This window comes from Roseateles aquae (assembly GCF_032337115.1).
Classification (GTDB): Bacteria; Pseudomonadota; Gammaproteobacteria; order Burkholderiales; family Burkholderiaceae_C; genus Roseateles_C; species Roseateles_C aquae.
Map to the genome: position 1 here is coordinate 183,671 of NZ_JAVXZY010000006.1, position 21,832 is coordinate 205,502.

The window sequence follows — 21,832 nt, forward strand, 5'->3', positions numbered from 1 at the left end:
CCTCCGATCAACGGCTGGCCGCGGAAGCGGCAGGCGCAGCGGCCGAGGCGGCCGGCGACCAGGGCATCGGGCTCACCGGCGCACCGGGCACAAACATCTTCTGGAAGCCATCGACGATGACCTGCTCGCCCGGCTTCAGGCCGTCCAGCACCACCCACTGATTGCCCTGGGCAGAGCCGATCTTGACCGGCCGCGGCTCGGGCTTGTTGCCAGCGCCGACGACCAGCACGGTATCGCCCTGATTGCTGCGCTTGACCGCCTGCTGCGGCAGCAGGATGCCGCCAGGCAGCTCGCCCTGCGACATGCGCACCCGCACATACTGGCCAGGCAGCAGGGCCGCGCCCGGGTTGGCCACTTCGGCGCGCAAGAGCACCTGACCCGAACCGGCGTCAACGCTGAGGTCGGTGAACAGCAGCTTGCCGGGCTGGGCCAGCTCGCTGCCATCGTCCAGCACCACACGCACCTGGGCCGAGCTGGCGCCGGCGCGCAGCTTGCCGCCGGCCAGGGCGCGACGCAGCTGCTGCACCTCGTTGGCGCTCTGGGTGAAGTTGACGTAGACCTTGTCGGTCTGCTGGATCAAGGCCAGCTGGGTCGCCTCGGCGGCGCTGACCAGCGCGCCCTCGGTCACCAGCGCACGGCCGATGCGGCCGGAGATCGGCGCGCGCACCGCGGCGTAGTCCAAGTTCAGCTTGGCGCTTTGCACGGCGGCCTTGGCCGCGGCGACATCGGCCTCGGCGGCCTTGGCGGCCGCAACGGAAGCGATGTACTCCTGCTGGCTGATGGCCTTGGCTTCGGCCAGCGGCTTGTTGCGTTCGGCCTGGGCCACCGCCTGGGCCACATTGGCCTGGGCGCGGGCCAGCTGGGCCTGGGCGCTGTCGAACTGCGCCTGGTAGGGCGCCGGGTCGATCTGGAACAGCGGCTGGCCCTCGCGGACCTCGCTGCCCTCGGTGAACAGGCGCTTCAGCACCACACCGTTGACGCGCGCCCGCACCTGGGCGCTGCGCAGCGCCTCGACGCGGCCGGGCAGCTCGGTCTGCAGGCCCACCGCTTGCAATTCGGCCTTGATGATGCCGACCGGCGCCGGCGGCATGCCGCCACCGGCCGGGCCGGCGCCGGGCTTGTCGCCGCCACCGCAGGCGCTCAGCGCCGCGGCAATGGCAACGGCCAGGGGAAGCAGGTACAGCGCGCGAGCGCCAAAGCCCAGCGACACAGTGGTCTCTTGAGCAGCAGGTTTCACTGACATCACGGTGTAGTCCTCTCTGGGCGATGTGGGTGTTGGAGTGGTCATTGCGGTTCCGATCGTTGCAGCTTGTCGCAGATCAAGCAGTCAGGTCAATGACGAAGCATGCCTGTCGGCCTCGACAAGATTTGGCAGCAGTATATACATACATTCGCGTATGTATGTTTAATGACCTAAAATCCCTGCACCATGGCCAGGAAAACCAAGCAAGAAGCCCAGGAGACCCGCAACCGCCTGCTCGACGCGGCGGAACAGCTGTTCCATCAGCGGGGCGTATCGCGCACCTCGCTGCAGGACATCGCCGAGGCCGCCGGCGTCACCCGCGGCGCCGTCTACTGGCATTTCGAGGACAAGGCCCAGCTCTTCAACGCGATGATGGAACGCGCCACCATGCCGCTCGAAGAAGGCATGAGCCCGGCACTGGCCGAGGCGCCACAGCTGACGCTGGCCGAATTGCGCTTCGGCCTGGTCAACGTCTTCTTCCTGGCCATGCACAGCGAGCGCACCCGGCGGGTGTTCGAGATCGCGATGAAGAAGGTCGAGTACACCGGCGAGTTGCAGGCGCTGCAGGAACGCAAGATCGCCGCCCACCGCGACTGGCGCGAGCAGAACCGCGCCGCCTTCGACCACGCCGCGGCCCAGGGCCAGTTGCTGGCTGGCCTGGACACGCGCCTGGCCGCCATCGCACTTGTTGCCCTGGTCGACGGGCTGATCCACCAGTGGATTCTGGACCCCGAAAGCTTTGATCTGGTCGCCATCGGGCAGGCCGCGGTCGAGCGCTTTCTCAATGGCCTGGGTCACGGCGGCCCCGCCCTGCTGCCGCCGATGACGACCGAGGAACGCGCCCGGTTGGGCCAACAGAGCGTCTGCCGACGCAGCGCTGCCGCCGACTGAGGCAACGCCGCCAACAAAGCCACAGGCAATGCCCTTGAATCCGGCCGGGCATGGCCGGGTTTGCACCGAGACTTGAGACAATCTAGGGTTGCCCCGCTGCCGCCCGAACAGAAAGCCCGCCGTGTCTGCCCATCCCGCCATCCAGCCCCCCAAAGCCAGCAAGGCCCTGACGGCCTACCGCCCCTTCTGGGCCAAGCGCTTTGGCACGGCGCCGTTCCTGCCGATGAGCCGTCAGGAAATGGAGCAACTGGGTTGGGACTCCTGCGACATCATCATCGTCACCGGCGACGCCTATGTGGACCACCCCAGCTTCGGCATGGCGGTGATCGGGCGCACGCTGGAAGCGCAGGGCTTTCGCGTCGGCATCATCGCGCAGCCGGACTGGCAGAGCTGCGACCCCTTCAAGGTGCTGGGCAAGCCGAATCTGTTCTTCGGCGTCGCCGCCGGCAATATGGATTCGATGATCAACCGCTACACGGCCGACCGCAAGCTGCGCAGCGACGACGCTTACACCCCCGGCGGCGAAGGCGGCAAGCGGCCCGACCGCGCCACCCTGGTCTACACCCAGCGCTGCAAGGAAGCCTGGAACGATGTGCCGGTGGTGATCGGCGGCATCGAGGCCTCGCTGCGCCGCATTGCCCATTACGACTACTGGAGCGACAAGGTGCGCCGCTCCATCCTGGTCGACGCCAAGGCCGATCTGCTGGTGTACGGCAATGCCGAGCGGGCCATCATCGAAATCGCCCACCGGCTGGCCCAGCGCAAGCCGGTCGAGAGCATCACCGATGTGCGCGGCACCGCCTTCATGCGCCGCAGCGTCGACCCGACGGCCGAGGGTTGGTTCGAGCTGGACTCCAGCTCGGTCGACCAGGTGGGCCGCATCGACGAGCTGATCAGCCCCTACCAGACCGTCGAGCAGACCGCCGCCGACAAGGCGGCCGGCTGCGTCACCGGCCAGGTCCAGGCCCCAAGCGAACAGCCCATCACCATCCATCGCAAGACTGAGCACAAGCACAGCGGCAAGCTGGCGCTGCCGCCACGCGAGAAGACCGTGCTGCGCCTGCCGTCTTACGAGCAGGTGCGCGCCGATCCGGTGCTCTACGCCCACGCCAATCGCGTGCTGCATCTGGAAACCAATCCCGGCAATGCCCGGGCGCTGGTGCAGCGCCACGGCGAACGTGATCTGTGGGTCAACCCGCCGCCAATCCCGCTGACAACGGCGGAGATGGATCATGTCTTCGACCTGCCCTATGCCCGCGCGCCGCACCCGCGCTATGCCGATGAGAACGGCAGCCACGACGGCGCGACCAAGATCCCGGCCTGGGAGATGATCCGCTTCAGCGTCAACATCATGCGCGGCTGCTTTGGTGGCTGCACCTTCTGCTCGATCACCGAGCACGAAGGCCGCATCATCCAGAGCCGCTCGGAAGACTCGGTGATCCGCGAGATCGAAGAGATCCGCGACAAGGTCAAGGGCTTCACCGGCGTGATCTCGGACCTCGGCGGCCCGACGGCGAATATGTACCGCATCGGCTGCAAATCGCCGGAGATCGAGGCCGCCTGCCGCAAGCCCTCCTGCGTCTATCCAGACATCTGCCAGAACCTGCAGACCGACCACGGCCCGCTGATCCAGATGTACCGCCGCGCCCGTGCGCTGAAGGGCGTGAAGAAGATCCTGATCGGCTCCGGCCTGCGCTACGACCTGGCGATCAAGTCCCCCGAGTACATCAAGGAGCTGGTGACGCACCATGTCGGCGGCTATCTGAAGATCGCGCCCGAGCACACCGAGGGCGGCCCGCTGTCCAAGATGATGAAGCCGGGCATCGGCACCTACGACAAGTTCAAGCAGCTGTTTGAGCAGGCCAGCGAAGAAGCTGGCAAGAAGCAGTACCTGATCCCCTACTTCATCGCCGCCCACCCCGGCACCGCCGACGAGGACATGATGAACCTCGCCATCTGGCTGAAGAAGAACGGATTCCGCGCCGACCAGGTGCAAACCTTCTACCCCAGCCCCATGGCCACGGCCACGGCGATGTACCACTCGAACAAGAACCCGCTGAAAAAGGTCACCCGCGACAGCGAAACGGTGGACATCGTCCGCGGCGAACGCCGCCGCCGGCTGCACAAAGCCTTCCTGCGCTACCACGATGCCAACAACTGGCCGATGCTGCGCGAGGCCTTGCAGGCCATGGGCCGGGCCGACCTGATCGGCAATGGCAAGCACCATCTGATCCCGACCTACCAGCCGGTCACCGACGGCAGCTATGAAAGCGCCCGGCGCAAGAACTCGACGCCGACCGGCGTCAAGACCTCGGTCGCCAAGCCGCTGGCCAAGCAGGCCCGTGGCACGGTGGCGCAACCGAAGCGGGGTCAGGTCTTGACCCAACACACCGGCCTGCCGCCGCGCCAGACCGGCGCACGGCCAGCATCAAAGACGATGGGTAGCCAAGGCGGCAAGCCCAGCGTCACGACCGGGGTCAAATCGGGAAAACCGGGGCCTCGCAAGCCGCGCTAATCAAGGTCTGCAATGGCCTTCAGCCCGGCGCAGTGCCGTCTGACTGGGCTGACTGGTCTGCCTGTGCTGCGGCTCCGACCGGGTTTGGCGTCGCTGCCTGGGCGTCCAATTCACGCCAGAGCCGCCACAAGCGCATGCCGCTGCGCATGAGGCCCAGCCAACGCGACACGCCGGCCAAGGCCTCGCTACCCGCTGCGCCATCGCGACGCCGGGCCAGCCAGGTCAAGCCAGCCGCCAGCGCCCCGACCAGGCCCAAGGCTCCGGCCTGGCTCCCACGCCCGCCCAGCTGCCACAGCTGGCGCAGCGGCCCGAGCACACCGTTCAAGCGCTGCCAGCGCTGATCGACCGCATTCAATCCAGCGACCATCTCGGCGCGCAGCTCGGCATTGCGCAGCCGCAGTTCCAGCTGGCGCTGCAGCAGTTCGGCGCGTCGCTGCTCAAACATCAGCCCTCTCCCAGACTGGCACGATCTCGCGCCAGCTCTTCAAACGTCTTGGCAAAGGGGCTGCCCGTGCCCGCCATGGCGCGCTGAGCCCGTTGCCAGAGCGTCCAGGCCAGCAGCGCATAGATCAGGCCCAGCGCCAGGGCCGCGGCCCAGCGCCAGCCGGCCGGCACCAGCCAGACCAGGCCGAGACTGAGCATGGCCAGCGCCGCCGAGGCGAACAGGAGCAGCAAGGCCAGCCAGGCCAAGGACTCGAACCAGCGCAGCTTCTCGGCCTCCAATTCGGTGGCCAACAGTTCGGCCCGCAGGCTCAGCAGCTCCAGCCCCTTGGCGCCTAATTGACGCAAGCCCGGCGTGGCCGCCGATGCGGCAGCGGCCGAGCCCTCGTCGGGGGACTGCGTGGAAGGCTCTGCGTCTGCGCTCATGGGCCCGTTTCTTAATCTTGCCGTCAGCCATTGTGCGCCCCATGCGACGGCGGGCCTCAATAAGCGTCGCAAATACGCTGCACCTGGGCGGCCAGGAAGCGCAGACAAACCCTGAGCCTGGTGGCAGGCCTGAGGGGCAAAGCAGCGATCTACACCGCTCCACAACGCTTGATCGCCCATTCAGGGTCGCCGCTTTGATGGACATTTAGGCATAGACTGAATGCCCATCGCACAATCAGCCCCATGAGCGCCGTTTTGAGTCCATGCTGTAGACAACGCGTATCGCGTGTAAGCTCACGCCTGGACCGCACGTGCTTGAACGGCCACCCTGATATCGCCTGACCCCGTCGCACAGGAATTGCTTCATGCCTGAGACCCCCAGCCTGGCAGACTCCAGCGTCGAGCACGACGACGACGACTTGCTGCAATTCCTTGATGGCCCCGAGCACCACGATGACGAGGCCGCCGATCTAGGACGCCAACCCTGGCGCATCCTCATCGTCGATGACGATGCCGATGTGCACAAGGCCACCGAGCTGGCCATGCAAGGCCTGCTGGTCGAGGGCCAACCTTTGGCCTTCCTGCACGCCAATTCGGCCGCCGCTGCACGCACCATGCTGGCCAGCGAGCCCGACCTTGCCGTTGTGCTGCTCGATGTGGTGATGGAATCTGAAGACGCTGGCTTGCAGCTGGTGCGCTTCATCCGTGATGAACTGCGGTTGCGCGCCGTGCGCATCGTGCTGCGTACCGGCCAGCCTGGCTATGCCCCCGAGATCGAGACGGTGCAGGCCTATGACATCAACGACTACAAGACCAAGTCCGAGCTGACCCGCACGCGGCTGTACACCGTGCTGACCGCCGCGATCCGCTCTTACCGGCAGATCCGCGCGCTGGAAACCAATCGCAAGGGCCTGGAGTTGATTGTCGAGGCCAGCACCGAGCTGAGCCGCCTGCGCGGCCTGCATCGTTTCGCCGAAGGCGTGGTCACCCAGCTCTGCGCGCTGCTGGGCATATTGCCCGAAGGCCTGGTCTGCGCCCAGGTCAGCGGCGACACCGAGGATCAGGCCCGCATCGTCGCGGCTGCCGGCCAGTACAGCGGCCTGATCAACGCGCCGCTGGGCGGCGTGCAGGTGCAGCGGGTGCGCAAGCTGCTTGAGCGCTGCCTGGTCGAGAAGCGCAGCATCTACGATGAAGGCACTTGCATGTACTTCGGCCTGTCCAATGGGCGGGCCATGGCGGCGCTGGTCGATGTCGGCCGGCCGCTCGATGGTCTGGATCAGCAGTTGCTGCAGGCCTTCTGTTCCAACATCGTCGTTGGCTTCGAGAACGTGGTGCTCTACGGGCAGTTGCTCGACCACGCCTACAACGACCAGCTGCTGCATCTGCCCAACCGCACCCGCTTCATCGAGCTGCTGGAGCAGAACCTGAAGAAGCCCGAGGGCATCACGCTGGCGTTGATCGACCTCGACGACTTCGCCGAGATCAACGACGCCTTCGGCCACCGCTTTGGCGACCAGGTGCTGCGCGCCGTGGTCGTGCGCCTGGCCGATCAGCTCGGCTTCAACACCTCGATGGCGCGCGTATCGGCCGATGCCTTTGGCCTGCTGGGCCCGGAGGATCTGGTCAACGCCGATTCCATCCACGCCGCCTTTGCCGAGCCTTTCATCGTCGCCGGCGAGCGGCTGCAGCTCTCGGCTACGACCGGTCTGGTGCGCCTGGCCGAGTCCAGCTCGGTCGGTTCCGAGTTGCTGCTCGATGCCCAGATCGCACTGAAGCGGGCCAAGCAGCAGCATCGCGGTTCCTCGCAATACTTCTCCTCGGCGATGGGCGTCGATGCGCGCGAGCGCTTCAAGCTGCTCAAGGGCCTGCGCGCCAGCTTCGAGGAAAAACGCCTGTTCGTGGTCTACCAGCCGCAGGTCGATCTGCCCACCGGCCGGCCGATCGCTGCCGAGGCACTGCTGCGCTGGCGCACCGCCGAGGGTCAGTTCGTGCCGCCGGATCAGTTCATTCCGCTGGCCGAGCAATCCGGGCTGATCGTCAGCATTGGCGAGTTCGTGCTGCGCAGCTCGCTGCACCAGCTGCGCCGCCTGCTCGACCAGGGCCATAGCGACTTCCGCATCGCCGTCAACATCTCGATGGCGCAGTTCCGCCACCCGGAGTTCATCACCACGCTGTGCTCGGCGTTGGCTGATGCCGGGGTGTCCGGCAACAGCCTGGAACTGGAAATCACCGAATCGATGGCGATGGAAGACATCGATATGGTGCTGCGCGTGCTGGCGGAAATCCGCAACACCGGCGCCACCGTCGCCATTGACGACTTCGGCACCGGCTTCTCCTCGCTGAGCCAGCTGCGCCAGCTGCAGGTTGAGCGGCTGAAGATCGACCGCGCCTTCGTTCGCGAAGCGCAGAACTCCAGCGCCGGCTCGACGATTGCGCAGATGGTGGTCAATCTCGGTTGCGGCCTGGGCATGCGCGTCATTGCCGAGGGCATCGAAACCGAAGAGCAGCGCCAGCAGCTGTTGGCGCTGGGCTGCCATGAAGGCCAGGGCTATCTGTTCGCCCGGCCGATGCCGGCCGAGGATCTGGAGCGCTGGCTGATGGAGAAGCGCCCCGCCTCAGCCTGAGGCCGGGCCGGGCGGCGCCGGTTCAAGGGCGCCGCTTCAAGATGGCCGGCTCAACGCCGCGCGATCAACATGCCCAGCAGCAGGCCGATGCCAGCGGCCACACCGATGGCCTGCCAGGGCTTTTCGTGCACATAGGCATCGGCCGCCTTGGCTTTTTCGCGCGCGGCATCCTGCAACTCGTGCAGCCCGCGGCGGGCGCGATCCAGGCTGGCCTGCACCTTGGCGCGCAATTCGGCAGCCCCCTCGCCGGCCTGGCCGGCCGTGGCCTTGAGCAGCGATTCAGCCTCGGCGACGACAGCATGCAGATCGCTGATCAGGCGCTCCTTCTGGGCTTGGCTCAGTTCAGACATCATCATCTCCCCGCGTGGTTGGTGGGGTTCTGTTTTACACCTGTTGCGCCGAGTACGCCATCTGCGGGCTCAAGGGCCGTTCAAACGGCCAGCGAGCGCACCTGCTGCAGCCGCTCGGGCAGGCCGGCCCGCACCGGCAACCACTGGCCGGCGGAGAGCCGTTCGTAGCGCCTGAAGCCGCAGAGCCGGCCGCCGGCCTGATGCAGATCCGGCCCGTCCATCAGTTGCAGATGCAGATGCGGCATGCTGCTCTGGCCGGAATTTCCCACCGCCGCCATTTCATCGCCCGGATTGACGCTGTCGCCGACCCGCAGCCGCAGCGAACCTTCGCGCAGATGGGCACACAGCAGGTAGCCGACCGCCGAACGCAGCAGCAGGTAGTTGCCGACCAGCGGCCGCCAGTCTGCGCCGCTTGGCCGCGCCGGCCAGAAGCGCTCACGCAGCGCCTGCCAGGGCTGATGCACGCGCAGATGGTCGGGCCAGCCCTCGCCCACCGCCACCACATCGCCGGCCAACGGCGCCAGCACCGGCTGTTCCCAGGCCAGGAAGTCGCGCGCCTGCACGCCGCCAAAAGCGGCGCGCCAGGGGCTGGCGCGATGCGGCTGTACCAGCTCGTCGTCCAGTCGGACAAAGTCGTAGGCATAGCGCTGGCCGTAGCGATCCACACCGTGGCTGGGCACGCATTCGGCCGGTGTGCGCCAGGCCGCCCAGGCGCCTCGCAAAGGCAGCTCCAGCCAGCTGATGGCCGCACCCTGGTGTTCCCGCCGATCGAGTTCCGACATCCATGCTCCTGAACGCCTCGCGAACAACTCGCGGCGTGGCGGCTCAGTCTAGCCAGCGATCGTGCCAATAACGTGACAGCTACTCAGCCAAGGTCCAGGCGATAGCCCTGGCCGTAGACGGCGCTGATGAGATCCTGCGCCGGTTCCAGCGCCGCCAGCTTGCGGCGGATGTTCTTCACATGGCTGTCGATGACGCGATCACTGACATCGCGAAAGTCCTCGTGCAGCTGTTCGAGCAGCTGGGCACGCGAGAACACCCGGCCCGGCTGAGCCAGCATCAGGCGCAGCAAGCGGAATTCCAGCGGTGTCAGCGGCAGCTGGCGATCACCGTGAAAAAGGCGAAGTCCAGCATCGTCAATGCAGAAGGGTCCGACCGTGATGCGCTCAGCGGCCTGCAGCCCCGGCAGACGCCCTTCGGCGCGGCGCAGCAGCGCGCGCACCCGGGCCACCACCTCGCGCGGGCTGTAGGGTTTGCAAAGATAGTCGTCGGCGCCCAGTTCCAGCCCCAGCAGCCTGTCCAGCTCATCGACGCGGGCGCTCAACATCAGGATGGGCAGCGCCGAGAACTGGCGCACCTGGCGGCACAGCTCCAGGCCATCCATGCCCGGCAGCATCAGGTCCAGCAGCAGCACGGCCGGCGGCTGCGCCCGAATCGCCGCCAGGGCCTGCTGGCCGTCGCCCAGGCTGCTGGCTACATAGCCGGCCGCATGCAGGTAGTCGCACAGCAGACTGGCCAGCTTGGGTTCATCCTCGACCACCAGCACATGGCGGCGCCCATCGTTTGCCGTCATCGCATGGCCTCCGGGGGATGGATGGGCAGCTCCAGCCTGAGCCTCAAGCCGCCCAGGCTTGAGGCCTCAGCGCTCAGGCGGCCGCCGTGGCTGCGCGCCAGCGCCAGCGCAATCGTCAGGCCCAGGCCGCTGCCGCCCGAGGCGCGGCTGCGCGAGGCCTCGGCCCGATACAAGGGCTCGAAGACCTGGGCCAGCGCGGCTGGCGGCAGGCCCGGCGCGCTGTCTTCCACATCGATGATCAGCATCGCCCCCAGCCGCCGCGCGCGCAGCACGATCTGGCCCGGTGCATCGGTGTAGCGCAGGCTGTTCTCGAGCAGATTGGCCAGTAACTGGCCGATGCGATCGGCATCCCAGCGTACCGGCGGCAGCTCGGCGGGCAGGTCCAGCTGCAGACGAAGGCCGGCCGCACGCGCCCGCTCCTGAACCCGTTCGGCAGCCGCCTCGATCAAGGCCTGAGGCTGCAGCTCGGCAAAGCGGCAGGGCAGGCTGCGCAAGTCCGAGCAGGCCAGCGTATGGAAATCATCAATCAGCCGCGACAGCCGGCGTACCTCGTCCTGCAGCGATTGCAACGCGCGCCGGTCCCAGGGGCGTACGCCATCGGCCAGCGCCTCGAGCTCGCCGCGCAGCACCGCCAGCGGCGTGCGCAGCTCGTGCGAGAGCTGGGCGATCCAATGCCGCCGGCCCGATTCCAGCCGCTGCAGCGAGGCCGCCATCGCGTTCAGGTCCTGGGTCAGCTCGGCCAGCTCGTCATCGCGCTCGCCCTGGGCAATGCGCACCTCGAACTCACCATGTGCCATGCGCCGCGCCGCGGCCTGCGCCTGCTGCAAGGGCCGCACCCAGCGCCGTGCCAGCAATCGGGCTGCCACCAAGGCCAGCAGCAGCAGGGCCAGGGCCACGCCGCCAATGCCCAGGTATTGGCGCCGCAGAAAGCGTGCGTCAACACCCTCGGCGCCGCCCACGCGTTCAGCCAGACGCAGCAGCGCCAGCTCGCGGCCTTCGATCTTCAAGGCCCGGGTCTGCCCGGGCAGGTAGAACATCTCGCGCCGCCCGGCCAAGAGCTGGCCATCCAGGCTCAGCAGCAACAGGCGCGGCCCCCAGTTCGCCGCATCGCGCGGCGGTCGCGGCGGCGGCGGTGGCTGATCGCGGCGAAGGCCACGCGGTGGCCGCGGCAGGGCGGCAGGCTCGGCACCATCCGGCGGATCGGCCGGCTCGTCCAAAGCCCAGCCGGGCTGACGCTGCGGCCGCGGCGCCGTCGCATCCACCCAGGCATGCAGACGCTCGCGCAGATCCCCATCGGGCAGGCCGCCATGGCGACGCAAATCGTTCTCGGCCACCAGCATCACCCGATCGAGAAACTGGGCGTCCTGGGCCCGCAGGTATTCGCTGAAGCCCGAGCGCAGATTCCAGGCCACCAGCCCGCCCATCGCCACCACCGCCAGCGCCACGGTGCCCAGCAGCAATGCAGATATCTGATGGACCAGTCGGAAACGCATAGGCGCCGATCTTAGTCAGACACGCCGATACAAATGTGGAGAGCTTCTCCACAGTTCCTCCATCGTCGCTGCGCCTTCCGCGCTCAAGCTGGGCCCAACGTCAACTCAAGCCCAGGAGCTGCCATGGTCCGACATCTTCTCCCCGCCCTGCTGTTCATCACGCTGCTGCATCCACCCGCCAGCCACGCTGCGCCGCCCGCACGGGACTGCCCCCAGGCGGCCGCGGGCCAGCGCCCGCCACCACCGCCACCACCGCCACCACCGCCACCCGAAGCCCCACCAGCGCCTGATGCGGCGCAGCGGCAGCAAAGACTGCAACAGGCCTTGGGCCTCAGTGCCGACAAGGCGGCGCAGGTCGATCAGCTCCTCCATGAAGGCCATCAACGCGAGATGCAGGACAGGCGCCAGTCCCATGAGCAAGTGCGCGAACAAACCCGCAAGGCCCTGGCCGCACTGCTCAGCGCCGAACAGCTGACGAAGCTGGAGCAGTTGCCGCGCCCGCCTCGCCCGCCCGAACCCGGTCATGCGCGCCAAGAACCTGCGGCGCCTATGCAAGCCGGCTGCGCGCGCGGCCCTGCCCCCAAGCCTTGATCAAGGAGCTGCCATGACGATCCCCTTCACCACGACAGCCGCGCCCGCAAGCCATACGCCTCGCGCGCAGCAACTCGCCCTTGGCGTGCTCGGCGCCCTGCTCGTTCTGCTCAGCGCCTGCGGCGGCGGTCGCACAGAGAGCACGGGTACACAGGCCAGCACGGCGGCGCCCGATGCCAGCATCGCCGCGCTGCGCCCGCCGCCCCCTGCCCCACCCGCTCCGGCTCCTGCGCCGTCTGCCGTCACCGTGGCCAGCGTGGGCGACAAGCTGTTCCACGATCGCAGCCTCTCCGGCAGCGGCCGCCAGGCCTGCGCCAGCTGCCATGTGGCCAGCCAGGCCCATAGCGACGCGCCCGGCGGCTTCCTGCCACTGGGCGGCGTGAACCTGGACAAGCAGGGCCTGCGCAGCACACCGAGCGCCCGCTATCTCGATCAGGCGGGCGCCTTCCGCATCGACCCGCAGGGCAACCCCCATGGCGGCCTGTTCTGGGACGGCCGCGCCAACGACCGCGTCGCCCAGGCACGCGGCCCCTTGTTCAACAGCAGCGAGATGGCCAATGAAAGCGTGGCCGCCTACGCCGCCCGGCTGCGCGCCACGCCCTATCTGGCCGAGCTGCTGCGCGTCAGCAATCTGCCCGCCAGCGCCAGCGACGAGCAACTGCTGCAGGCCTCGCTGCAGGCCTTGGCCGGCTACCAGGCGCAGTCCACCGACTTCCATCCCTTCACCAGCAAGTTCGATGCGGTGCAGGACGGCAAGGCCAGCTTCACCGCCCAGGAAGCGCGCGGCCTGGCCGTGTTCAACGACCCGCAGCGCGGCAACTGCGCGGTGTGCCACAGCAGCACGCCGCCGGCCAACGCGGGCGCCAATGGCGGCGGCGCCGGCGTGCGCGCCCTGTTCACCAACCAACGCTACTTCGCACTCGGCGTGCCGCGCAACCAGAGCGATGCGACCCAGGACCCGGCCTTCTTCGACCTGGGTCTGTGCGGCCCGCAGCGCAGCGATCTGGCCACGCAGACCAGCCTGTGCGGCAAGTTCCGCGTGCCCAGCCTGCGCAATGTGGCACTGACGGCGCCCTACTTCCACAACGGCCGCTTCAACACGCTGGACGAGGTGGTGGCCTTCTACGCGACACGCGACCTCGACCCGGCGCGCTGGTACCCGGTCGTCAACGGCCAGGTGCAGCGCTACAACGACCTGCCGGCGCCATACCAGGCCAATGTCCACCGCGGTGCGCCATTCAACCGGCGAGCCAATCAGGGGCCGGCCTTCAACGCCCAGGACAGTGCCGATCTGGTGGCCTTCTTGAAAACACTGAGTGACGGCTACCTCGTCAGCAGCAATCCAACTCAATAACGCCGATTTTCAGCGTATTTCCGTGGCGCGGGCGGCAAGGATCTGCAGACCGGCGCTCGGCGCCGCTTGCTCGGCCAGCACATAGGTGCCAACAAAGCGCTGCTGGTCCCCGGGAACGCCAACCGCGGCGACCGCGTCAACCACACAGACGGCACCGTGCTCGCTGATCAAACGCAGGCTCAGCTGGTGGACATTGCCCGCCTCAATCTCGGCGAAGAGCGCATGGAAGGTCTTGCGCACGGCTTCGCGCCCCTGCGCCTTGATGGCACCGGCGTTGATCGCCAGGCTGGCTTGCGGCGCATACAGCGCCGCCATCGCCTGGCTGTCGCGGGCCTGCCAGGCGGCGTCAATGCGTGCCAGCAGCGACTCGGTCGCCGCCCTGTCACAGGGGGTGGCAAACGCCGTGCTGCAGGCCATCAGGGCGGCAAGCACCAGAGGCGGTGGGCGGAGTTTCATTGCTATCTGTCCTTGGCAAGTTCCATGCAAACACCGCCTCAGCCTATGCTGGCGGCGTTTGCATGACCAAAGACTGGGACGAAACCCCGCCGTCCGGCCACGAAGGCCGGCGGCGGCAATGGCGGATCAGCCGATCAAGGTATCGGCGCTGACGTAGGGGTAGCCCAGATCCCGCGCCACGGCTTCGTAAGTGACCTGCCCCTGGGCCACGTTCAGACCGGCCTTCAGATGCGGGTTGTCCTTCAGGGCCTGCTTCCAGCCCTTGTCGGCCAGTGCCACCGCATGTGCAATGGTGGCGTTATTGAGCGCGAAGGTGGAGGTGCGCGCCACGGCACCCGGCATATTGGCGACGCAGTAGTGCACCACGCCATCGACGACAAAGGTTGGCTCGGCATGGGTGGTGGCATGCGAGGTCTCGAAGCAGCCACCCTGGTCGATCGCGACGTCGACGATGACGGCGCCCTTCTTCATCCGCGACACCATCTCGCGCGTCACCAGCTTGGGCGCCGCAGCGCCAGGGATCAGCACGCCACCGATGACCAGATCGGCCGACAGCACCGCTTCCTCGACGCTCTGCACATTCGAGTACTGCGTGGTGATGCGATTGCCAAAGACAAGATCGAGCTGGCGCAGGCGGTCGACGCTCTTGTCCAGCACCGTCACCCGGGCACCCAGGCCGACGGCCATCTGCAGCGCATGGGTGCCGACGACGCCGGCGCCGATGATGACCACATGTGCCGGTGCCACGCCGGGCACGCCGCCGAGCAGCACGCCCATGCCGCCCTTGCTCTTCTCCAGATGGGCGGCACCGGCCTGGATGGACATGCGGCCGGCCACCTCGCTCATCGGCGCCAGCAGCGGCAGGCCGCCGCCGGGGCCAGTGACGGTTTCGTAGGCAATGCAGATGGCGCCGCTCTTGACCAGGGCCGCGGTCTGTTCCGGGTCCGGCGCCAGGTGCAGATAGGTGTAGAGGATCTGGCCTTCGCGCAGCATCGCGCATTCCTGCGGCTGCGGCTCCTTGACCTTGACGATCATCTCGCTCTGCGCGAACACCGTCGCGGCATCAGGCGCAATCTGCGCGCCAGCGGCGACGTATTGCTCATCGGCGAGGCCGATGGCCGCGCCGGCCTGGGTCTGCACCAGCACGCTGTGGCCGCGGCTGGTGAGCTCACGCACGCTGGCCGGGGTCAGGCCCACGCGGTATTCGTGGTTCTTGATTTCCTTCGGGCATCCGATCTTCATCGCTTGTCTCCATAGTTGTGATGTGGAAGCGAGACCGGGTTGTACGCCTGTTCGGCGCGGCTGTGAAATCGCATTGACGGCGCTACAGCACCATTAGCGGCGCTTATGAGCGCCAGCCTGTGCAGCCCTTCATGACGGCAGCAACTCCCAGCTGTGAATCAGGAAATAGCCGTCGCGCGGCTCGCCCTGCAAGCGCAGGCGCTGGCCCTCCCAGCCCTGCAGCACCGGGTCGGCAAAGGGATTGCCGCCCTGGCGCCGCAGCCGGTGCGCCTGGCCCTGGTCGTCGATCAGCACCAGCGCCTCGCGCTCGCTCTTGCTGCCAAGATCGACCCGCTGGCGCTGCACCAGCCCGCTCAGTTCCACAGCAACGCCTTCTGCACGTGTTTCAGTCAAGCTTGTAGGACTTGAGTTCGGACAGCGTGCCCGAGAACATGCGCCCGCCCGCATAGATGATGGACTCGTTCTTGACGATGCTCTTCACCGCGGGCGCGTACCAGAAGCGGTAGCTGAGCTGATCATTGCCGCAGCCATTGCGCCAATAGCCCTTGCTGTCGATGCGCAGCGCCTTGAAGCGCCCAGCCGGCACCTCCACCTCCTCCCAGCCCTTGACCTCGCTCTTGAGCTTGGTCGTCTGCTTGCCGCAGGCGGCGCTGAGGCTGCTGTTCTCGTGGCTCCAGCTCTTGCCTGGCGCCAGCGGGAAGTCCAGCGCCTTGATCGGGGGGCTGTAAGCCACACCATTGATCTGCGTGGCGGCCCAGCTGCCGTCGTAGACACGCACGATGGCGCCGGCACCATCGACAAAAGTGGTGCCTGCCTCATCAACCCGGCCGACGATCATCGCCTCGTCGTCGGCCGGCAGCTTGGTCAACAAGTCCTTGAGGGCGAAGACCAGCTGATCGCCGACCTTGAACACGGGCAGCTGGGCTGCTTCTGCGGGTTCAGACGAGTCAGCCGCTTGCGCCAGCGCGCCGCTCAGCAACAGCGGAACCACCGTCAACATCCATCGATTGCGCATTGCCGTCTCCTTGGCGTGGTTGTTCCAGAGCGTCAGCGTGAATGCACGCGCCGCACATGCAGCAGTTCGCCGTTCTCTTCGGTAGCGACGATGACCACGCGCCGCTTCAGCGCGCCGATCTCCTGCAAAGCGCCCTTGAGCAGATGGATGCGCCGGCCGGTGCTGCCGATATCAAAGGCCAGGCGCTGCAGGTCTTGCTTGTTCAGGCCCGATTGCTTCACCATGGCCTGCAGGCTTTGCTCGACCTTGGCCGAAGCCTGCTGTCCGCTCGCCTTGAGCTTGGGCAAGGCGCGCGCCAGGTGCTTGCCCTCGCGTTCCAGACGCTCGCGGCGCAGGCCACGCACGCCGCGGTCCTGCACGCTGGCAAAGGCTTTCTTGAAGGCTGTCGTCTTGCTCAGCGCATGGGCCTCGAAACCGACCGGCTGCAGCGAGGGGTCGCCGAGCAGATAGAACTGCGCCAGCGTCTTCAGGTCGATCGGGTCCAGGTGGGTGCGTTCGCCGGCGAACTTCTGCCGCGCCTCCAGCGCCGCGCGACCGAGCGATGCGCCGGCCAGCACGCGCTGCAGAAAATACTGGCAGATCAGATCGGCCGAGCCATTGCCCTCGCTGGGTCCGTAGGCAATCGTCGTGCTGCCGAAGAAACCGCTGGCCCCATCGGCCAGATAGGCCAGCGCGATGCCGGCCTTGCCCTCGGCCTTGGCCGGGTCATAGAGCTGGGCGCCATAACAGCATTCGGCGGCCACCACGGTGCCGGCACTGATCTTGCCGGCCAGCAGGCTGGCACGATGGGCGACGGGATAGTCCTCGCCATGCTGACCGTAATACTCCGGCGAGCAATCGGCACCATGGCAGTTGATGAAGTGCATACGCGGGGCCAGGTCTTGCTTGGCCCACTTGGGGCCCTTGGGCGGCGCGACATTCAGCTGATCGGCATGACCAAAGGTATTGCTGACGCTGAGCCGGGTCGAGGCCTGCCAGACCTCGGCGCTGAGCGAAAAGCTCTGCGTGTAGTCGCTGCGCGGCAAGGGCTTGCTGCGGGCCGCGGCGCGCAGCAGCTTCAAGAGCAGATCGGGCGTCTTGGCGCCCGGCATGTCGGGGATGCGGCCGAGCACCCGCGTCGGGCCGAGATAGCGGTTGGCATCGGTGCTGTAGGGGGCCTCGCAGGCATAGGGCAGATCGCTGGGCACCAGCTTGTCACCATCGCCATCGCCACCGCCATGGGCCGGATTCAGCAGCGGTACCATGGGCAGCACATCGGGCGCACCGATCAGCAGCCAGTAGTGCGGTGCCGCCTTGGCAGCGATCGCATCGATGGCCGCCTTCAGGCGGCGCGCATCGGGCTTGGCCGGCACCGCCAGGCCGTAGGGCTTCATCGTTGCGGCCTGGTCCACGGCGATGACCATGCTGTCGATGCCGCGCTTCTTGTCGGCCTTGACCAGCGCTGCCAGCGTGGCCTCGATCTTGCCCAAGGCGGCGGCGCCGTACTTGGCCTTCAGTGCCGCGCGATGAATCACCACTGCCTTGTCCATACCAACCCCTGTTGCCGCGGCAGCACTGCCGCGGGGCGATTGTGACCAGCCGATGAAGCCCTAGCAATCATTGCTTTAGGGATGAGCCAGGCTCGCCGCAGCGCGAAGCCGCGTCACGGCCTCGTCATCAGATGCTCATCTGCGCCCGGCAAGATGCCTCCAACTGATCAACGCGGAAGCTGCCATGCTGAACACCCAGACCCCCAGCAAGACCGACTACGCCCGTGCCCTGCTCGCGCGACCAGGCCGGGAGCTGCCGCGCCCGGTGCGCACGCTGTTGATCCTGGTCGACGGCCAGAAAACCGTCACCGAGCTGCTCAGCCTGGGCAGCGCGCTCGGGCTGGATCGCAGCGCACTGGAGGTGCTGCAGACCCAAGGCCTGATCAGCGTGCCGGACCTGGCCGCCCAGGCTCGCGAGGCCGCCGAACGCCAGGCGGCCGAGCAGGCGCGTGCCGAACGTGCCGCCCGTCAGGCCGAGCAGGCCAGAAAGCTGGTGGCCGCGAAGTTCTTCGCGCTCGACCTGGCGACCCGCATGCTGGCCGGCCGTGAAGGCAGCCTGCGCGACGGCGCCCGCCTGGCCGACAACGAAACCAGCTTCATGGCCTGGCTGGAAACCTGCAGCGCCGCCATCGCCAGCCACGCCGATGCGGAGCGCGCCCAGGTCTTCCGTGAACGGGTGGTGGCCGCCTTGCGCTGAGGCGCGCCAGCCCCTACCCTCATGGCCTGCTCCCACAGGAGTTCGCCATGAATCCGACGCCCAAGGGCTGGCCGCGGCTGTCCAGCGCCCTGTTCTACGACGATGCCAATCAGGCGATCGCCTGGCTGTGCCAGGCCTTCGGCTTCGAGTTGCGACTCAAGGTGCCGGCCGAGGATGGCTCGGTACGCCATGCCGAGTTGGTCTATGGCGAGGCGCTGATCATGGTCGGCGAGGGCGCGGCCGACCGGCCTGATCGCTTCGGTGTGCCCTTTCGCAGCCCGGTGGCGGTGCATGGCGCCAACACGCAGAACCTGTTGCTGTATGTCGACGATGTCGACGCCCACTGCGCCCACGCACGCGCTGCCGGCGCCACCATCGTCAGCGAGCCAACGCTGCACGACTACGGCCCCGAGTACTGGGCCGACCGCAGCTATGGCGCTCTAGACCCCGACGGCCACCTTTGGTGGTTCAGCCAGCGGATGCGCAATGGGCCGACGGCCTGATCAACGCGCCTGCGCAGGCGCCAGTGCAGGCGCCTGCATCGATCGTTCGCGCAGCTGACGCAGCTCGCCACTGCTACGCAAGACGTCGAAGGCGTCGGCAAAGCGCTTGTACAGCACCGGGTCGACCTTGGGATTGAAGGCGAAGTAGCAGCCGAAGCCCTTTTGCAGCAGGTGCGCCACCTGCATCTGACTGGTATCGAGACCCAGCCGCGTCGCCTGGTGCTGATAGGGCAAGGCCAGGCCCGCAATCATGTCCAGATGACCGGCGAACAGCATCCGCGTCGAGGTCTCGCTGCCCGGCGTCAGATAGATGCTGCGCTCGGGCATGCCAGCGTCGCGCAGCATCTTGCCGGCCGGTGAGCCCTTCACCGCACCGACACGCAGGGCACGCGCATCCGGCGTGGTCGGGCTGAAATCCAGGCCGCTGCTGCGCAGCGTCAGCACGACCACGTCGCAATCATCGAGCGGCCCGACCCAACGGTAATGCGATTCGCGCGCCGGCGTGCGCACCATCACGTAGAGGAAGCTGTTAGGCACCTCATCGACCGTCTTCAGGCCGCGCGCAAAGGGCTGAATGCTGCGCTGGACCTTGAGCCCCGACTGGTTGGCGATGCGATCCAGCACCTCGTTGGCCAGGCCGGCAAAGCGTCCGCCTTCGAGATAGGAGAACGGCGGCACATCCTCGGTGACGCCGAGCAGGTGAGTATCAGCGGCGCCGTGGCTCACGCCCAGCGCCGCAAACAGCAGACAGACCAGCCAACGATGTCTCATAGCCAACTCCTCGGCAGCGCCTTGCAGAGATCCCGATTCAGCACCCCTGGCAGGCGCCCGTCAATCCCCAGGTGCCGGGCGTGGCAGCAAGACATCGACCTGCAAGCCACCGAGGCGCTCCGAACGCCCGAGGCTCAGGCCTGCGCCGTGCGCCTTTGCGATCCGCATCACGATGGACCAGCCCAGGCCGCTGCCCTGGCCTTGATCGCTGGCCGCAGGCCGGTAGAAGCGCTCGCCCAGGCGCCGCAGCTCCGGCTCACTCAGGCCCGGTCCGCCATCTTCGAGCCGCAGCCGAATGCCATCAGTCTGCTCGCTCAGACTCAGCCTGATGCCAATGCCGGCCGGCCCATGACGGCTGGCGTTGTCCAGCAGATTGCGCAGCAGTGCGCCGAGCAGCAGCGCATTGCCCTCGATCATCAGCCGGTCTGGCGCTTCAAGCACGACCTCCTGATCGCGCTGCAGCGCCATCGGCACCAGTGCGGCCGCTGTCTCACGGCACAGGGCACTGAGATCGAGACGCTGCAATGGCACCTGCTCGCCGGATTCGAGCCGCGACAGCAACAGCAGCTGATCAACCAGACGGGCACTGCGTGCGCTGGCCTGCTGCGCCTGCTGCAATGCCAGTTGCAGCCGGGCCGGATCGCGCTCGCGCAGGGCGACCTGCAGCTGCGCGCTGACGGCGGCCACCGGGTTGCGCAGCTCATGGGCTGCGTCCGCAGTGAAGCGCCGTTCGGCCGCCATCAAGGCTTCGATCCGCGCCAACAAGCCATTGAGCGCCTGCAGCAGGGGTCGCATCTCGCCAGGTGCCGCCTCGCCATGCAGCGGCTGCAGATCAGCGGGCGTGCGCACCGCGAGCTGCTCGCCCAGGGTGCGCAATGGGGCCAAGCCGCGGCGCACCGCCCACCACAGCAGCGGGATCAGCACAGGCAGCAGCAGCACCATGGGCGCCAGCGCACTGCGCAGCACCGCCCGCAGAATGTCCTGGCGCGAGCCCAACTGCTCGGCAACCAGCACCTTGACATCCTGCTCAGCGCCGGCGGCCACCAGCAGCCGCCAGGCCTGATCCCCCAGGCGACGCGTCTGGTAGCCGGTGGGCAGCATGGCCAAGTTCGCGCTCAGGCCCTGCGCTGCGGCGCCGGCGGACTGCAGCACCAGCCGCTCCTCATGAAAGACCAGAAAGGCCACACGGGGTGCGTAGCGGCTCAGCGGCGGCGCCTGCAGGCCATTGCGTGCCTCGGCCGCCTCGCCGAGATCCGCGCTTTGTTGCACCACCAACAGGGCCGCGGCCTGCGCCAGGTGGGCATCGAGCAGTTCGTCGAGTTCATGGCTGGCGTCCACCCAGCTCCAGGCGGCGCCCAACAGCCAGGCGCCGACCAGCGTCGAGAGGATCAGCCACAAGAGGCGGCGCTGCAGCGAAGGTGGACTCCGGCGCATCAAACCTCCGGCGCTGGCAGCGGCAGCAGATAGCCAACCCCGCGCACGGTCTTGATCAGCGCGGCGCCCAACTTGCGACGCAGGTGGTGGACATGGACCTCGATCGCATTGCTGTCCAGCTCCTTGCCCCAGCTGTAGAGCTGCTGCTCCAGCTGATCGCGCGTCATCACCCGTCCGGCATTGAGCATCAACAGCTGCAGCAGATCGAACTCGCGCGCCGCCAGCGGCACCTCGAGGCCCTGCTGGCGCACCCGGCGCCCCGCAGGATCCAGCTCCACATCGCCGATGCACAGCCGCTCCTGTGGCTGACCGTGGGCACGCCGCACCAGTGCACGCAGACGCGCCGCCAGCTCATCGATGTCGACCGGCTTGAGCACATAGTCGTCGGCGCCCCGATCGAGGCCGCGGATGCGATCCGCAATGGCGTCCCGCGCCGTCAGCACCAGGATGGGCAGCCGCTGCCCGGCCCGGCGTACATCAGCCAGCACGTCGATGCCGTCGCGCCGCGGCAGACCCAGGTCCAGCACGGCCGCGGCATAGGGCTCGCTGCACAGCTCGCGCTGCGCCGCCAGGCCGTCGCGCACCCAGTCGACCTGGAAGCCCAGCTGGCGCAGCCCGGCCTGCAGGCCCGCCCCCAGCTGGGCATCGTCTTCAGCCAGCAAGATGCGCATGGGCAGCTCGCTC

Annotated in this window: 22 protein-coding genes; 6 read left to right on the plus strand and 16 right to left on the minus strand. The window is 67.6% G+C overall.

The features are described 5' to 3' along the window. Window positions 1-7: 7 nt before the first annotated feature. Window positions 8-1,243: an efflux RND transporter periplasmic adaptor subunit gene (locus RQP53_RS15580; protein ID WP_315651519.1), complete on the minus strand. Its 1,236-nt coding sequence runs from the start codon at window positions 1,241-1,243 to the stop codon at window positions 8-10. Between the two features lie 186 nt (window positions 1,244-1,429). On the opposite strand from RQP53_RS15580, the gene RQP53_RS15585 reads away from it, so the two are divergent. Together RQP53_RS15585 and RQP53_RS15590 are read left to right on the plus strand one after the other, a co-directional pair. After that, complete coding sequence (locus tag RQP53_RS15585) at window positions 1,430-2,134, plus strand: TetR family transcriptional regulator (RefSeq protein WP_315651522.1); 705 nt, start codon at window positions 1,430-1,432, stop codon at window positions 2,132-2,134. Between the two features lie 121 nt (window positions 2,135-2,255). After that, on the plus strand, window positions 2,256-4,649 hold the full coding sequence (locus RQP53_RS15590; protein WP_315651523.1) for a YgiQ family radical SAM protein: 2,394 nt from the start codon (window positions 2,256-2,258) through the stop codon (window positions 4,647-4,649). A gap of 19 nt (window positions 4,650-4,668) precedes the next feature. On the opposite strand, the gene RQP53_RS15595 is transcribed toward RQP53_RS15590, so the two are convergent. Both RQP53_RS15595 and RQP53_RS15600 read right to left on the minus strand, forming a co-directional pair. Beyond that, on the minus strand, window positions 4,669-5,094 hold the full coding sequence (locus RQP53_RS15595) for a hypothetical protein (protein ID WP_315651525.1): 426 nt from the start codon (window positions 5,092-5,094) through the stop codon (window positions 4,669-4,671). Beyond that, entirely contained in the window at window positions 5,094-5,516 is a 423-nt protein-coding gene (locus tag RQP53_RS15600) for a phage holin family protein (RefSeq protein ID WP_315651528.1), read from the minus strand. The genes RQP53_RS15595 and RQP53_RS15600 overlap by 1 nt, the downstream gene beginning before the upstream one ends. A 365-nt stretch (window positions 5,517-5,881) precedes the next feature. On the opposite strand from RQP53_RS15600, the gene RQP53_RS15605 reads away from it, so the two are divergent. Further along, window positions 5,882-8,140 (plus strand): putative bifunctional diguanylate cyclase/phosphodiesterase, encoded by a 2,259-nt coding sequence (locus RQP53_RS15605; RefSeq protein ID WP_315651529.1) that lies wholly within the window; start codon window positions 5,882-5,884, stop codon window positions 8,138-8,140. 50 nt (window positions 8,141-8,190) lie between these two features. Here RQP53_RS15605 and RQP53_RS15610 read toward each other — a convergent pair whose 3' ends face one another. The 5 genes from RQP53_RS15610 to RQP53_RS15630 form a co-directional block, all read right to left on the minus strand. Then, window positions 8,191-8,490, minus strand: coding sequence for an ElaB/YgaM/YqjD family protein (locus RQP53_RS15610; protein ID WP_315651531.1), 300 nt, complete (start codon window positions 8,488-8,490; stop codon window positions 8,191-8,193). A gap of 80 nt (window positions 8,491-8,570) precedes the next feature. Next, window positions 8,571-9,272 (minus strand): M23 family metallopeptidase, encoded by a 702-nt coding sequence (locus tag RQP53_RS15615; protein ID WP_315651533.1) that lies wholly within the window; start codon window positions 9,270-9,272, stop codon window positions 8,571-8,573. 83 nt (window positions 9,273-9,355) lie between these two features. Further along, window positions 9,356-10,063: a response regulator gene (locus tag RQP53_RS15620; RefSeq protein WP_315651535.1), complete on the minus strand. Its 708-nt coding sequence runs from the start codon at window positions 10,061-10,063 to the stop codon at window positions 9,356-9,358. Further along, a complete protein-coding gene (locus tag RQP53_RS15625) occupies window positions 10,060-11,556 on the minus strand; it encodes an ATP-binding protein (protein ID WP_315651537.1) in 1,497 nt (498 codons plus the stop codon). Before RQP53_RS15625 ends, RQP53_RS15620 begins: the two co-directional genes overlap by 4 nt. A gap of 105 nt (window positions 11,557-11,661) precedes the next feature. Next, entirely contained in the window at window positions 11,662-12,090 is a 429-nt protein-coding gene (locus RQP53_RS15630; protein WP_315651539.1) for a hypothetical protein, read from the minus strand. Between the two features lie 70 nt (window positions 12,091-12,160). Between RQP53_RS15630 and RQP53_RS15635 the strand changes: the two genes are divergently transcribed. Beyond that, window positions 12,161-13,501, plus strand: coding sequence for a cytochrome-c peroxidase (locus tag RQP53_RS15635; protein ID WP_315651541.1), 1,341 nt, complete (start codon window positions 12,161-12,163; stop codon window positions 13,499-13,501). A gap of 9 nt (window positions 13,502-13,510) precedes the next feature. Here RQP53_RS15635 and RQP53_RS15640 read toward each other — a convergent pair whose 3' ends face one another. From RQP53_RS15640 to RQP53_RS15660, 5 genes are all read right to left on the minus strand, one after another. Next, window positions 13,511-13,957: a YybH family protein gene (locus RQP53_RS15640; RefSeq protein ID WP_315651543.1), complete on the minus strand. Its 447-nt coding sequence runs from the start codon at window positions 13,955-13,957 to the stop codon at window positions 13,511-13,513. 126 nt (window positions 13,958-14,083) lie between these two features. Next, entirely contained in the window at window positions 14,084-15,199 is a 1,116-nt protein-coding gene (ald, locus tag RQP53_RS15645) for an alanine dehydrogenase (RefSeq protein ID WP_315651545.1), read from the minus strand. Between the two features lie 129 nt (window positions 15,200-15,328). Next, the gene (locus RQP53_RS15650; RefSeq protein ID WP_315651546.1) at window positions 15,329-15,592 is read right to left on the minus strand and encodes a hypothetical protein; all 264 of its coding nucleotides are present in this window, start codon (window positions 15,590-15,592) and stop codon (window positions 15,329-15,331) included. Beyond that, on the minus strand, window positions 15,585-16,214 hold the full coding sequence (locus RQP53_RS15655) for a hypothetical protein (RefSeq protein ID WP_315651548.1): 630 nt from the start codon (window positions 16,212-16,214) through the stop codon (window positions 15,585-15,587). Before RQP53_RS15655 ends, RQP53_RS15650 begins: the two co-directional genes overlap by 8 nt. A 32-nt stretch (window positions 16,215-16,246) precedes the next feature. Next, on the minus strand, window positions 16,247-17,743 hold the full coding sequence (locus RQP53_RS15660; protein ID WP_315651550.1) for a C25 family cysteine peptidase: 1,497 nt from the start codon (window positions 17,741-17,743) through the stop codon (window positions 16,247-16,249). 184 nt (window positions 17,744-17,927) lie between these two features. On the opposite strand from RQP53_RS15660, the gene RQP53_RS15665 reads away from it, so the two are divergent. Together RQP53_RS15665 and RQP53_RS15670 are read left to right on the plus strand one after the other, a co-directional pair. Then, window positions 17,928-18,440 carry a hypothetical protein gene (locus tag RQP53_RS15665; RefSeq protein WP_315651552.1) on the plus strand — a complete coding sequence of 171 codons (513 nt, stop codon included), beginning with the start codon at window positions 17,928-17,930 and terminating at the stop codon, window positions 18,438-18,440. Window positions 18,441-18,487: 47 nt separating this feature from the next. Beyond that, on the plus strand, window positions 18,488-18,943 hold the full coding sequence (locus RQP53_RS15670) for a VOC family protein (protein WP_315651554.1): 456 nt from the start codon (window positions 18,488-18,490) through the stop codon (window positions 18,941-18,943). Here RQP53_RS15670 and RQP53_RS15675 read toward each other — a convergent pair whose 3' ends face one another. From RQP53_RS15675 to RQP53_RS15685, 3 genes are read right to left on the minus strand one after another with little or no spacing between them, the layout of a single operon-like run. Continuing rightward, on the minus strand, window positions 18,944-19,714 hold the full coding sequence (locus RQP53_RS15675) for a substrate-binding periplasmic protein (RefSeq protein WP_315651555.1): 771 nt from the start codon (window positions 19,712-19,714) through the stop codon (window positions 18,944-18,946). It abuts the gene before it with no gap. Between the two features lie 60 nt (window positions 19,715-19,774). Next, window positions 19,775-21,148 (minus strand): ATP-binding protein, encoded by a 1,374-nt coding sequence (locus RQP53_RS15680; RefSeq protein ID WP_315651557.1) that lies wholly within the window; start codon window positions 21,146-21,148, stop codon window positions 19,775-19,777. Next, window positions 21,148-21,819 (minus strand): winged helix-turn-helix domain-containing protein, encoded by a 672-nt coding sequence (locus RQP53_RS15685; protein ID WP_315651559.1) that lies wholly within the window; start codon window positions 21,817-21,819, stop codon window positions 21,148-21,150. The genes RQP53_RS15680 and RQP53_RS15685 overlap by 1 nt, the downstream gene beginning before the upstream one ends. Window positions 21,820-21,832 lie beyond the last annotated feature (13 nt).